Origin of the sequence: Variovorax sp. SPNA7, from assembly GCF_033807855.1 — a bacterium.
Classification (GTDB): Bacteria; Pseudomonadota; Gammaproteobacteria; order Burkholderiales; family Burkholderiaceae_C; genus Variovorax; species Variovorax beijingensis.
The window spans coordinates 4,174,295-4,187,446 of the sequence record NZ_CP138513.1 but is presented as its reverse complement, the minus strand read 5'-3'; the positions used below and the strand labels follow the sequence as shown (position 1 = coordinate 4,187,446).

Sequence of the window (13,152 nt, the reverse complement as noted above, 5' to 3'; positions counted from 1 at the left end):
GATCGGGGAAAGGGGCGGGATTCTAGATGCACCCGCTGGCACGCATCGTGCGGACCGCCAGCGGCTTCTCCCATTGCAGCGGTGCAACTTCGCGGCACACGATGCGTGCGGGGGTCGAATGGCCGGGCGCGGCGCACACCGACACGAGATGCTCGCGCGTGGGCTGCAACTGCCAGAAGCGCCAACGCTGCGCGCTGTCATCGCCCGGATCGGCGAGTGCAAATTCGATGCCGCCGCGGTCGTCCAGCGCAAAGCTGAAGCTGTCGAGCGGTATCTGCAGCCCCATGCCGCGTGCCTTGATGTAGCTCTCCTTCAGCGTCCACAGCTCGAAGAAACGCTCTGCCTGCAGCGAAGGCGGCAGTGCATTCAATGCGGCCGATTCGGACGGCGAGAAGAAATGGCCAGCCACCTCCAGCGCAGCCTTGCGCCCGAGGTTTTCTGCATCGACACCCAGGTCGATTCCGCGCGCAACAGCCATCACGACGAGGCCGTCGGTGTGGCTCAGGTTGAAGTCCAGGCCATGGGCTTCTTCTGCGAGAGGCGCCTCGATCCGAGGTCGGCCGAAGAGGCCGGTGGCGAAGCGCCAGGCCTGCGCCTGCACCGCTGCATAGCGCGACAGCACCGAGCGCGCCAGCACCCGCGTCAACAGATAGCGGTGCCGGTCGCGGGCGAAGTGGAAGCGGTCGTGCCTCGATCGATCTTCCGGTGTTAACAAAGAGAAATATTCCGCCGTCAACGCGGGGTTGCCGGCGTCACCGTGAAAGCAGAACCAGAGGTGGATGTCGCCCGCGGGCAGGGAGATGAGAGGGGCGGCGCTTGGCATGGAATGGCCGCGGCGCATGGGCCGCGGACGGAATTTTTTGCGGATGATGGCACGAAGCGAAGTGGTCTATCATTGCGCTCCCCCGCATGAGCGAAGCCGGATTCCGCATTTCTTCGCGGATCTTCAGGCCGCACGCATCGCCGCCCGAGACCATCTCGGAGCCTCAATCCACTTGTTTGAACGTTGATCTGGAAGGGTCATCAGGGTGACTCGAAATCCAACTATAAATAGAAATGATTCTTATTTAGATTATTACGGGGAAAGTAGTAATTCGGACCTGCGGCCCGCTTCGGCTCGCTCACTGGAGGAAGAGGTGTTGAACATGCCATTGCACACGTCCGAGCCTTCGCTCGGGGAGGTCTTCATCGCCAATCGCGCCCAGCTTTGGCGGGTTGCCCGCAAGATCGTGAACACGGCGGATCTGGCCGACGACGTCGTGCAGGACGCCTATTTGAAGATCGTCGACGGCCCCTGCGTCCGGCAGGCCGACCGTCCCATCGGCTACTGCTGCCAGGTTGTGCGCAACATGGCGCTCGACTACTGCCGCCGCCATCGCGTCGAGGCCAGCTACCGCACGTTCGATGTCGACGTGGAACTGCTCGATGTGCCGGCCGCCGCCACGCCGGACCGCATGATGTGCGAGCGCCAGGTCATCACCGCAATCGACAAGGTCCTTTCCGGGCTCGCGCCAAGAACGCGCCTGGTGTTCGAGCTTTACCGGCTCGAAGGGCTGACGCAGCGCGAGATCGCGGCGCGCCTGGGTTGTGCGCTGGGGCTCGTGAATGGCCTGATCGCCGAGGCCGCTACGGCCATCAAGTCGTGCGGCCATCTGTTGTTCGACAGCGGCTCTCGCTAGAAGCTGTAGAGGGAACGGGAAAGAAGCCGCCCGGTTTCCCGCGAGAATGCGCGTTGTTCTACACGGGCAACCGCCAGCAGCTTCGAGAATGACACACGAACAAGACGATCCCATCTGGAACACCGCCTGGGACTGGGTACAGCGCGAACACGACCGCGAGAGCTTCGACGAAGCTGCGCGCGCCGAAATGACGGCCTGGCTGGTGGCGGAGCCTTCGCATCGCCGCGCTTATGACAAGGCCGCGCAACTCTGGCTGCTTGCGGGCTTCGTGCCGCCGGCCAATGATTTCGGCGACGGCGACGAATCGCCCGGCAACGGCACCGGCGCCGCGCCTCGGGCCGGCAAGTAAAGCCAGGCTTTTCCCGCCAACGCGCGCCATGCCGCGCGTTTTCGCAATGGCCCCCGCCGGCCCGGTCCGGCGGATGCAGCCGTCTTTCCCGCAAGCACCTCGTGAAATGAACAGATTCGCCTCCGAAGCGTCCTGTTGGCAGGGGCGCTGCGATCCGATCCGGTCCGCGACCGGCCATTCGGCGCTCCTTCTGTTCAATCACACAAGGATGCATCGATGTCGACGAGCTGTTTTGACCGTGAAGACGAGACCTTCATTGTTCTGGTCAATCACGAAGACCAGTACTCCATCTGGCCCCACTGGAAAGCCGTTCCCGGCGGATGGACCGCCGTCGAAGGCGTGCAGGGCGACAAGAAAACCGTTCTGGCCTATGTCGAGAGCCATTGGACCGACATGCGGCCGCGCTCCCTGCGCGAATGGATGCAACAGCAGGAAGAACGGCAAGGCGCGCAGTCCACGGAGCATGCGGCCGGCTGATGGCGATGCAGGCGCCTCTTTCGCTTCTGTGCCTGCCGTGCGCCGGCGCGAGCGCAGCCATGTACCTGCGCTGGCGCCGCTTTCTTCCGCCCTGGACTCGTGTCGTGCCGGTGGAGTTGCCGGGACGCGGCGCACGGATGGGCGAGGCCTTCGTCGAAGACTTCGATGCCCTGGTCGCGCGGATCTGCACCGAGCAGGCCGAGGCGATGCGCGGCGACTTCGCGATCTTCGGCCACAGCATGGGCGCGCAGCTGGCCCATGGCGTGGTCCGCCGGCTGCAGGCGTCGCGGCGGCCGTTGCCGCGCGCGCTGCTGGTGTCCGGCAGTGCGGCCCCTTCGCGGCGCGATCCTGAGCGCTTCGCCGGCGGGGAAGACGACGCCTCGCTGATCGCCGAACTGCGCAAGCAGGGCGGCACGCCCGAGGAGGTGTTCGCCAGCGACGAACTCATGCGCATCACGCTCGACACACTGCGCGCCGATCGCCGCGTCTGCCGCAGCCACAACGCGCACGCTGCGGCGGGCGCGCCTCCGCTGCCGCTGCCCGTGCATGCCTTCGCGGGGCGCCAGGACGACATCGAAGTGCCGGCCATGGCTGCATGGGCCAAAGAGACCGCAGGCGTCTTCACGCTCGACTGGTTCGAAGGCGGCCACTTCTTCCTGCGGCAGCGCGAGACCGAATTCCTCGCGGCGCTCGCACGGCATCTGCCGACACATCTTTCCGCGCACTAGAGACTCGATATGAATGAACTGTTCGCGACGCAATCCGGCGGTCCGCGCCCGCGCAATTTCGTGGCCCACCTGCGCGCATTGGCCGAACGGCGTGCGGACGACGTCTGGCTCACCGTCGTCGACGAGGTCGATGGCGTCCACAGCGAGCTGACCGTCACCTATGCCGTCTTCGAGCGGCGCGTGCGAGCGCTTGCCGCGCGCTTGCAACAGCAGTTCGCCAAGGGCGACCGCGCGCTCGTCATGCTCGACAACGGCGACCACTATGCCGTGAGCATGCTGGCCTGCTTCTACTGCGGCGTGATCGCGGTGCCCGTGTTCCCGCCGGAGTCGACGCGGCCCCAGCACCTGGCACGGCTCACCGGTGTGGCGGCCGATTCGCAGGCGCGCTGCGTGCTGACCTCGGCCGCTTTCAGTGAAGCGATGGCCATGGCCGGCAGCCAGTTCGGCGAGGTGGCCATCGTCGCAGTCGATGCGGTGGACGCAGCGCTCGCCGATGCATGGCAGCCCTTCGAGCCGGCCGACGACGTCGTCGCCTTTCTGCAATACACCTCGGGTTCGACCTCGGCGCCCAAGGGCGTCATCGTCACGCACGGCAACCTGATGGCCAACGAACATGCCATCCAGGTCGGCATGGGCATCGGCCTCGAGGACAAGTTCGTCTCTTGGGCGCCGCTGTACCACGACATGGGCCTGATCGGTGGCCTGATGCAGCCGCTTTACAGCGGCATCCCGCTGGTGCTGACCTCGCCGCGCTACTTCCTCGAGCGCCCGGTACGCTGGCTCGAACTGATCTCGCGCCACCGCGCCACGCTCAGCGGCGGGCCCGACTTCTCGTTCCGCCTTTGCCTCGAACGCGTGAAGGATGCGCAGATCGCGCAGCTCGACCTCTCGAGCTGGCGCGTGGCCTACACCGGTGCGGAGCCGGTGCGCGCCGACACCGAGTTCGAGTTCATCGAGCGCTTTGCTCCGGCCGGCTTCGATCCTGGCGCGGTCTATCCGTGCTATGGCCTCGCCGAGGCTACCTTGTTCGTGACGGGCGGCCGGCGTGGCGGCGGCATGGTCGCGCGCGGCTTCAGCGCCGACGGCCTGGCCAGCGGTGCCGGTAGGCCGAGCGAAGACGGCACGCTGCTGGTCGGCTGCGGCGGCGTGGCAGTCCACCATGAAGTCGAGATCGTCGACCCCGCCACGCTGTCGGCCGCGGCGCCCGGTCGCATCGGCGAGATCTGGGTCCATGGGCCGAGCATCGGGGCCGGCTACTGGGGCAAGGAACTCGAATCGCGCGAGACCTTCGTCGAGCGTGCGGGCCGCCGCTGGCTGCGCACCGGCGACCTCGGCTTCGTCTGCGACGGCGAGCTCTACGTGACCGGCCGCATCAAGGACCTGATCATCGTCCGCGGCCACAACATCTATCCGCAGGACATCGAGCGCGTCATCGAGGCCGAGGTCGATGCGGTGCGCAAGGGCCGTGTCGCGGTCTTCGCGGCCAGCGGTCCCGATGGCGAAGGCATCGGTGCGGCGGCCGAGGTGTCGCGCAGCATGCAGAAGCTGGTGCCTGCGCAGGTGCTGGTCGAGGCCCTCAGTGCCGCGGTCAGCGAGGTGTTCGGCGAGCCGCTTTCGGCCGTGCTGCTGCTCAACCCGGGCGGCATGCCCAAGACCACGAGCGGCAAGCTGCAGCGCAGCGCCTGCCGCGCCGGTTGGCTGGACCGCAGCGCCGATGCCTATGCCATCTACGAGCGCGGCGCCTTCGTCAAGGGTGGCCCTGTCCAGGCGCCGGCCGAAGCGCGGGTGCTCGACGAGACCGAGCGCGCCGTCGACGCCATCTGGCGCGAAGTGCTGCGGCCCGCCGATGCGAAGCCGTTTGCGCGCGATGCGCATTTCTTCACGCGCGGCGGCAGCTCGCTCACTGCCACGCAGGTTGCGGCACGCATCTCCGGTCATTGGGACATCGACTATCCGGTGCGGCTGATGTTCGAGCACCCACGGCTGCACGAGAGCGCGGCCGCCGTTCGGGAGCGGTTGGCTCAGGGCGCGCACGCACGGCCGGCGCCCATCGCGCTGCTGCCGGCCGAACGCCGGCTGCACGCGCTGCCGCTGTCCCATGCGCAGGAGCGCCAGTGGTTCCTCTGGCAGCTCGATCCGGCGAGTGCGGCGTACCACATGAGCGGCGCGCTGCGCCTCACGGGCGCCTTGCAGGCCGATGCGTTGCAAGGCGCGCTGGACGATCTTGTCGCGCGCCACGAATCGCTGCGCACCGTGTTCCGTGCGGGCAGCGACGGCATCGCCGCGCAATGGATCCAGCCCTCGAGCACGCTCGCGCTGGAGCGTGTCGACTTGCGTGACGTGCCCCTCGCCGAGCGCGAAGTCCGGCTCGAGAGCGAAACCCGCCGCATCAAGAGCGCGCCCTTCGACCTCACCCAGGGCGGCCTGCTGCGTGCGGCGCTGATTCGCCTGGCGGACGACACACACGTGCTCGCCGTGGTGATGCACCACATCGTGTCTGACGGTGCCTCGATGCAGGTGCTGATCGACCAGCTCGCTGCCGGCTACGCGGCGCGCCTGCAGGGGCGCGCTGCGGCGCTGCCCGTGCCGCGCGTGCAGTACGCCGACTATGCCGTGTGGCAGCGCGAGTGGCTGGCCGCCGGCGAAGCGCAGCGCCAGCTCGACTGGTGGCGCGCGCAGCTCGGCGACGAGCATCCGGTGCTCGAACTGCGCACCGACCATCCGCGCAAGCCGCAGGCCAGCTATCACGCGGCGCGGCATGCCTTCGAACTCCCCGCGCCATTGCTCGGCCAACTGCGCAATCTCGCGCAGGCCGAAGGTGCCACGCTGTTCACGGTGCTGCTGGCGGGCCTCCAGGCGCTGCTGCACCGCTACACGGGGCAGGAAGAAATCCGCGTCGGTGCCGCCATTGCGAACCGCAACCGCGTGGAGTTCGAGAACGTGATCGGCCTGTTCGTCAACACGCTGGTGCTGCGCAGCCCGATCGATGGCCGCACGCCTGTGTCGCGCGTGCTGGCGCAGGCCAGGGAAGCCGTGCTCGGCGCGCAGGCGCACCAGGACCTGCCCTTCGAACAGCTGGTGCAGCGGCTGCAGCCCGAGCGCAGCATGAGCCACAGCCCGCTGTTCCAGGTGATGTTCAACCACCTGTTCGAGGACCACCGCGCGTTGCAGCGCCTGGACGGCATCGAGGTGAGCGACCACGCGCTGCCCGACCTCCAGACCCAGTTCGACTGGGTGCTCGAAGCCCGCGAGCGGCCCGACGGGCGCCTGCTGCTCGACGTGATCTACGCCGAAGACCTGTTCGAGCGAGAGACCATTGCGCGCATGGCGCAGCACTACGTGGCGGTGCTCGGCGCGCTCTGTGCCGATGCGGGTTGCGCAGTGGGCGACATCGACCTGCTGGCCGCGCCCGAGAAGCTGCAACTTGCGCAATGGAGCGTGAACGCGCGCCGCGAACCGCAACCGGAACCCGTGCACCACGCCATCGCGCGGCATGCCGCACAGCAGCCCGACGCCGTCGCGCTGCTGTTCGGCGACGAGGTACTGAGCTTTGCCGAACTCGACCGCCGCGCCAATCGCCTTGCGCACCGGTTGATCGCACTCGGCGTCAGGCCCGACATGCGCGTGGGCATCGCGATGGAGCGCTCCGTCGAGATGGTGGTGGGCATCCTGGGCATCCTCAAGGCGGGCGGCGCCTACCTGCCGCTGGACCCCGAATATCCGGTGCAGCGCCTCGACTACATGGTGGAGGACAGCGGCATTGCGCTGCTGCTCGTGCACCGCGCCACGCGCGATCTCATCACGGCCCGCCCGGGCCTGGCCAAGCTGGAGCTCGACGGCGGCTACTTCGCCGACCAGCGCGAAGCCGATCCGCAGGTCGCGCTGCATGCGGAGAACCTCGCCTACGTCATCTACACCTCGGGCTCCACCGGCAAGCCCAAGGGTGCGGCCGTGCGCCATGCGGCGCTGCACAGCTGCATGGCCTGGATGCAGCAGACCTACGGCCTGACCCGCGACCACACCGTGCTGCACAAGGCGCCGTTCGGCTTCGACGTGTCGGTGTGGGAAATGTTCTGGCCGATGACCGCGGGTGCGCGGCTGGTCGTCGCCAACCCCGGGGATCACCGCGACCCCGAGCGGCTGGTTCAGCTGATCCAGCGCCACCAGATCACGACACTCAACTTTGTGCCCTCGATGCTGCAGGCCTTCCTCGCGCATCCGGGCATCGAGGCGAGCACGCGGCTGAAGCACATCATCGTCGGCGGCGAGGCGATGCCCGCCGAGACGCAGAAGGAAACCCTGCAGCGCCTCGGCGGCGCCACGCTGCAGAACCTGTATGGCCCGACGGAGACCACCATCCACGTCACGCGCTGGACTTGTCGCCTCGAGCGCGATGGCAGCGGCCAGAGCCTGGTGCCCATCGGCCAGCCGATCAGCGACACCCAATGCCACGTACTCGACGCGGCGCTCAACCTGGTGCCGCGCGGGGTGGCCGGCGAGCTGTACCTCGGCGGCGTGAGCCTCGCGCGCGGCTACCTCGGCAAGCCCGGCCTGAGCGCCGAGCGCTTCGTGGCCAACCCCTTCGGCAATGGCGACCGGATCTACCGCACCGGCGACCTCGTGCGCTGGAATACCGAGGGCCAGATCGAATACCTGGGCCGCATCGACCACCAGGTGAAGATCCGGGGCTTTCGCATCGAGCTCGGCGAGATCGAGGCGCAGATCCTCGCGCAGCCCGCGGTGCGCGAGGCCGTCGTGGTGGCTCGCGAGGGCGCGGGCGGCGCCTCGCTCGTTGCCTACATCGCGGCACATGCGGAGGCGGCCGTCGACACCGCCGCGCTGCGCGAACGCCTGGGCCGGGTGCTGCCCGACTACATGGTGCCACGTGCCATCGTCACCTTGGCGGCGCTGCCGCTCAATGCCAACGGCAAGGTCGACCGCAAGGCGCTGCCTGAGCCCGAGGGGCTGGGCCGCGCGACGGCCTACGAGGCGCCGCAGGGCCACGTGGCGCGCACGCTCGCGGCCATCTGGTCCGAGGTGCTGCAGATCGATCAGGTCGGCCTGCACGACAACTTCTTCGACCTGGGCGGGCATTCGCTGCTGCTCATCCGCGCGCACCGGCTGCTGGAAGACCGGCTGCACGCCACGTTTCCGCTGGTCAATCTCTTCAAGTACCCCACCGTCGAATCGCTGGCCCGATGGATCGAGCAGGGCGGGGCCCAGGCCGCGCCATCGTCCACGGCCGGCGACGAACGCGCGCTGCGCCAGCGCGCCGCCATGCTTCAACGCCGCAAGCCTGCGGAGAGAGTCAACTGATGATGTCCACCTTCAACGAATCCGCAGAGCCCTCGGGACTCGAGATCGCCATCGTCGGCCTGTCCGGGCGCTTCCCCGGCGCCGACGACGTGGATGCCTTCTGGCGCAACATCCGCGATGGCGTGGAGTCGGTCTCGCGCTTCAGCGACGATGAGTTGCGCGAACGCGGCGTGCCGCAAGCCCTGCTGGACGACCCCGACTATGTGAAGGCCGGCGTGCTTTTCGAAGGCTTCGACCAGTTCGATGCCGGCTTCTTCGGCTACACGCCCCGCGAAGCCGAGAACCTCGATCCCCAGCAGCGCATCTTTCTCGAGTGCGCCTCGGCGGCGCTCGAACACGCCGGCTGCGACCCCGAGCGCTGGCCGGGCAAGGTCGGCGTGTATGCGGGCGAGGGCGCCAACGTCTACCTGATCCGCAACCTGCTGCCGTCCTTCGGGCTCGGCGCGCACACCGGCATCGCCGATCTGCTCGGGCTCATGAGCGGCAATTCCGGCGGCTCGCTGTGCACGCGCGTGGCCTACAAGCTCAACCTGCGCGGTCCCGCCGTGACCGTGCAGACCGCCTGCTCGACATCGCTCACGGCAGTGCACACCGCCTGCCAGGCCCTGCTCGGCCACGACTGCGACATGGCGCTTGCCGGCGGCGTGTGGCTCAACCTCTTGCAGGAAGGCGGCTACCGCTATCAGGCCGGCGCGATTCTTTCGCGCGACGGCCATTGCCGCGCCTTCGATGCCGATGCCAACGGCACCGTGATCGGCAGCGGCGCCGGCGTGGTCGTGCTCAAGCGCCTCGACGAAGCACTGCGCGACGGCGACACCATCCACGCGGTCATCAAGGGCACCGCCGCCAACAACGACGGGTCGGCCAAGGTCGGCTTCACCGCGCCCAGCATCGACGGGCAGGCCGAGGTCATCCGCGCGGCGCAGCTGATCGCAGGCGTCTCGGCCGACACCATCGGCTACGTCGAAGCACACGGCACCGGCACCACGCTGGGCGACCCGATCGAGATCGCAGCGCTCACGCAGGCCTTCCGCGCCGACACCGAGCGGTGCGGCTTCTGCGCCGTCGGGTCGGTCAAGACCAACATCGGCCACCTCGATGCCGCCGCCGGCGTCGCGGGCCTTATCAAGGCCGCGATGGCGCTCAAGCACCGCATGCTGCCGCCGAGCCTGCACTTCACCAAACCCAATCCGCAGATCGATTTCGCGGGCAGCCCGTTCTATGTGAACGCGCAATGCCAGCCCTGGCCGGAAAGCAGCACACCGCGCCGCGCGGGCGTCAGCTCGTTCGGCATCGGCGGGACCAACGTGCACGTGGTGCTCGAAGAAGCGCCGGTGACCCGTCCGTCCATACAGGCGCCCGGCTGGCAGGTCTTGCCGCTCTCGGCCCGCAACACCACAGCCCTGCAGCAAACCGCGCAACGGCTCGCCAGCCATCTCGAAGAGGTCGAAGCCGGCACATCGCTCGCCGATGTTGCGCACACCTTGCAGACCGGCCGGCGCGCGCTGGCAGTGCGCGGCGCGGTTGTCGCCGACGGGCTGGCGACCGCCGTGCAGGCGCTGCGCGCGCCCGAGAGCGACTTCGACCTGGCAACCGGCGTTCCCGCGTCGGCGCCCGAGGTTGCGTTCCTGCTCCCGGGCGGCGGCACGCAGCACGCGAACATGGGGCTCGCGCTGTACCGCGACCATCCGGTGTTCCGGGAAGAGGTCGATCGCTGCTGCAACGCGTTGCGCGAGGCGATGGGCATGGACCTGCGGCAACTGCTCTACCCGGCGGCCGGCAGCGAAGCCGCCGCCGACGAAAAACTCGGGCGCATCGAATACACGCAACCGGTACTCTTCATCGTCGAGTACGCGATGGCCCGGCTCTGGATGTCGCGCGGCGTGCAGCCTGCCGTGATGCTGGGCCACAGCCTGGGCGAGTATGTTGCCGCCTGCCTGGCGGGAGTGTTCAGCCTGGAAGATGCGCTGCGCATCGTCGCCACGCGCGGCCGGCTCATGCAGTCCATGCAGCCGGGCGCGATGACTGCCATTGCACTTTCGGAATCCGAACTCGCGCCTTTCCTCGGTACCGGTTGCGACATCGCGGCGATCAACGGCGAACAGCTGTGCGTGCTCGCCGGGCCGATGGCAGCCATCGAAGCGGCGGAACGCCAGCTGTCGGCGAGTGGGCTGATGCCGCGCCGCCTGCTGGTCTCGATCGCCTCCCACTCGGCGATGACCGAGGCCATCGTGGCCGAGCTGCAGCAGGTGGTTGCCGCCGTGCCCCGGCACGCGCCGCGCATTCCCTTCATCTCCAATGTCACTGGCAAGCCGATCACGGCGCAGCAGGCGGTCGACCCGGCCTACTGGGGCCAACACCTGCGGGGAACGGTGCGCTTTGCGGACGGTTTGGCCGAGCTGCTTCGCGTCGAAGGCCGTGTGCTGCTCGAAGTCGGTCCCGGCGAGACGCTGGCCGGCCTCGCGCGCCAGCACCCGCTGGCCGATGCGGCGGCGGGCATCCTGTCGAGCCAAGCCCATCCGCAGAAGCAGGCGCAGAACGAACGCCAGATGGCGAGCGTGATCGGCCAACTCTGGTGCGCGGGTGTCGACATCGACTGGGCCGCGTGCCATCCGGGGCGGCAAGCCCGCCGGGTGCCGCTGCCGACCTATCCTTTCCAGCGCCAGTCGTACTGGACCGACATGCCCGAGCCGGGTAGCGAAGCGCCGGCATCGTCCGTGCGCACTGGCAGCGATGCGTTCCACGTGCCGGTCTGGCAGCGCACCGAGCCGGCGAATGCGTCGTCGACGGCTGTACCGGTCGAAGGCTGCACGCTGGTGTTCGCGGAAGAGAGCGGCTTCGCGGATGCGTTGATCCGCCAACTCCAGGCCGACGCACCCGGACACGCAGTGGTTCGCGTGACACAAGGCAATGGCTATGCGGAAACAGGCCCCCGTCATTTCACCATTCGCCCCGGCGAACGCGCCGACCATGAACAGCTGCTGCGGAAGGTGCAGGCCGAATCCGGGCCGGTCGCCAAGGTTTATCACTTGTGGAGCTTGGACGAGCAGCCGCTGCCGCCGTCGCAATCCGGACAGGTCATGGAATGCGGCTACTTCAGCCTGCTGGCGTTGGTCCAGGCCTTCGACAGCATCGCCGATGGGCGCACGCGCAAGCTCTCGATCGAAGTCATTGCGAACCAGATCGAAGATGTCTCCGGCCTCGAACCGCTGTGCCCCGAGAAGGCGACGCTGTTCAGCCTGTGCAAGGTGATCGCGCAGGAATACCCGCACATCGCCTGCCGGGTGACCGACGTCGTGCTGCCCGCGCCGGGTAGCACTGCTGAATCGTGGCTTGCAAGTCAACTCGCCGCACCGGCACAGGCGCCGCACGATGAAACGCTCGTGGCCTATCGCGGCCCGCATCGCTGGGTCAAGACCTACGCGCCGCTGCCGTCCGGCTCCGCACCGCAGCAGCGCCTGCGCTTCAAGGGCGTGTATCTGATCACCGGCGGCCTCGGCGGCGTGGGACTCGCGGTCGCACGGCACCTGGCCGAGTCGTGGCAGGCGCGGCTGGTGCTGTTGGGGCGCACACCGCTGCCAGAGCGCAGCCAGTGGGAAGCCCTCGTCGCGGACGAAGTGCAACCCCAGGCACTGCGGACCAAGCTCGCGCAACTGATCGAACTTGAAAATCTCGGCGGCGAAGTGCTCGTGGTCGCCGCCGACGTGGCCGATGCGGCCTCGATGCAGGCCGCCGCCGCGCAAGCCCGCGCGCGCTTCGGCATGGTGCAAGGCGTCGTGCACGCGGCGGGCCACGCGAACAGCGGAATGATCGCAACCCGCACCCGCGTCGCGATCGACGAGGTCTTCGCGCCCAAGCTGCAGGGCACGCGTTTCCTGCTCGACGCGCTGCAAGGCGAGCCGCTCGATTTCGTGCTGCTGTGCTCGTCCATCTCCAGCATGGCCGGCGGCCTGGGCATGAGCGACTACGCCGCCGCCAACGCCTATCTCGACGCGCTGGCCGCGCAGTGGCAGCGCAGTGCGAAGCACCCCGTCATCTCGGTCAACTGGGACGCATGGCGAGACCTCGGCATGGCCGCCGGCCGCGTGCTGCCCGAAGGCATCGGCATGGACGGACCCGAGGGGGCGCGGGCGCTGGAGCGCATCGTCAACGGCCCGGCGTTCGCGCAGGTCGTGATCTCCACCACCGACCTGAACCAACGGCTCGGCAAGCTCGACAACGGCATGCTCGAACTGCTGGAGACCGGCCCGGCCGCGAAGAAGAAGCGCCGCGAGCATCCGCGCCCCGCGCTCGACACGCCCTTCTCCGCACCCGAAGGCGACCTTGAGAGCGGGTTGGCCGCCATCTGGCAGGACATGTTGGGCATCTCCAGCGTGGGCGTCGACGACAACCTGTTCGAACTGGGCGGCGATTCGCTGCTCGCGATCCAGATCCTGGCCCGCACCCGCAAGGCCTATGACGTCGAGCTGCATCCCGCGGCCTTCTTCAAGGCGCCTACGCTGCGCGACCTTGCCGTGCTCGTGGAGACCCGGCTGATCGAGGAGATCGAAGCCGCCGCCGCGGTGGACGCTGCACCCGATGCCTTGCCCGAAACCGCTTGAAG

At 68.3% G+C, this 13,152-nt stretch carries 7 protein-coding genes; 6 read left to right on the top strand and 1 reads right to left on the bottom strand.

Annotated features, from left to right (window positions below):
- Window positions 1–22: 22 nt before the first annotated feature.
- Window positions 23–823 (bottom strand): 4'-phosphopantetheinyl transferase family protein, encoded by an 801-nt coding sequence (locus RZE77_RS19580; protein ID WP_319438875.1) that lies wholly within the window; start codon window positions 821–823, stop codon window positions 23–25.
- 322 nt (window positions 824–1,145) lie between these two features.
- Here RZE77_RS19580 and RZE77_RS19575 point away from each other — a divergent pair, with 322 nt between their 5' ends.
- The 6 genes from RZE77_RS19575 to RZE77_RS19550 all read left to right on the top strand — a co-directional run bounded on the left by RZE77_RS19575 (window position 1,146) and on the right by RZE77_RS19550 (window position 13,150).
- Window positions 1,146–1,679 (top strand): sigma-70 family RNA polymerase sigma factor, encoded by a 534-nt coding sequence (locus RZE77_RS19575; RefSeq protein ID WP_319438874.1) that lies wholly within the window; start codon window positions 1,146–1,148, stop codon window positions 1,677–1,679.
- Between the two features lie 88 nt (window positions 1,680–1,767).
- Window positions 1,768–2,028 (top strand): DUF4880 domain-containing protein, encoded by a 261-nt coding sequence (locus tag RZE77_RS19570; protein ID WP_319438873.1) that lies wholly within the window; start codon window positions 1,768–1,770, stop codon window positions 2,026–2,028.
- 216 nt (window positions 2,029–2,244) lie between these two features.
- On the top strand, window positions 2,245–2,505 hold the full coding sequence (locus tag RZE77_RS19565) for an MbtH family protein (RefSeq protein ID WP_319438872.1): 261 nt from the start codon (window positions 2,245–2,247) through the stop codon (window positions 2,503–2,505).
- A gap of 5 nt (window positions 2,506–2,510) precedes the next feature.
- Window positions 2,511–3,233, top strand: coding sequence for a thioesterase II family protein (locus tag RZE77_RS19560; protein ID WP_319442384.1), 723 nt, complete (start codon window positions 2,511–2,513; stop codon window positions 3,231–3,233).
- A 9-nt stretch (window positions 3,234–3,242) separates the two neighbouring features.
- Window positions 3,243–8,549 (top strand): non-ribosomal peptide synthetase, encoded by a 5,307-nt coding sequence (locus tag RZE77_RS19555; RefSeq protein WP_319438871.1) that lies wholly within the window; start codon window positions 3,243–3,245, stop codon window positions 8,547–8,549.
- Window positions 8,549–13,150 carry a type I polyketide synthase gene (locus tag RZE77_RS19550; protein ID WP_319438870.1) on the top strand — a complete coding sequence of 1,534 codons (4,602 nt, stop codon included), beginning with the start codon at window positions 8,549–8,551 and terminating at the stop codon, window positions 13,148–13,150. The genes RZE77_RS19555 and RZE77_RS19550 overlap by 1 nt, the downstream gene beginning before the upstream one ends.
- The last annotated feature ends 2 nt before the right edge of the window (window positions 13,151–13,152 follow it).

What these genes read in the sequence shown, in the direction of transcription:
- RZE77_RS19580 (WP_319438875.1), bottom strand. Translation starts at nt 823, where the DNA reads ATGCCAAGCGCCGCCCCTCTCATCTCCCTGCCCGCGGGCGACATCCAC.
- RZE77_RS19575 (WP_319438874.1), top strand. Translation starts at nt 1,146, where the DNA reads ATGCCATTGCACACGTCCGAGCCTTCGCTCGGGGAGGTCTTCATCGCC.
- RZE77_RS19570 (WP_319438873.1), top strand. Translation starts at nt 1,768, where the DNA reads ATGACACACGAACAAGACGATCCCATCTGGAACACCGCCTGGGACTGG.
- RZE77_RS19565 (WP_319438872.1), top strand. Translation starts at nt 2,245, where the DNA reads ATGTCGACGAGCTGTTTTGACCGTGAAGACGAGACCTTCATTGTTCTG.
- RZE77_RS19560 (WP_319442384.1), top strand. Translation starts at nt 2,511, where the DNA reads ATGCAGGCGCCTCTTTCGCTTCTGTGCCTGCCGTGCGCCGGCGCGAGC.
- RZE77_RS19555 (WP_319438871.1), top strand. Translation starts at nt 3,243, where the DNA reads ATGAATGAACTGTTCGCGACGCAATCCGGCGGTCCGCGCCCGCGCAAT.
- RZE77_RS19550 (WP_319438870.1), top strand. Translation starts at nt 8,549, where the DNA reads ATGATGTCCACCTTCAACGAATCCGCAGAGCCCTCGGGACTCGAGATC.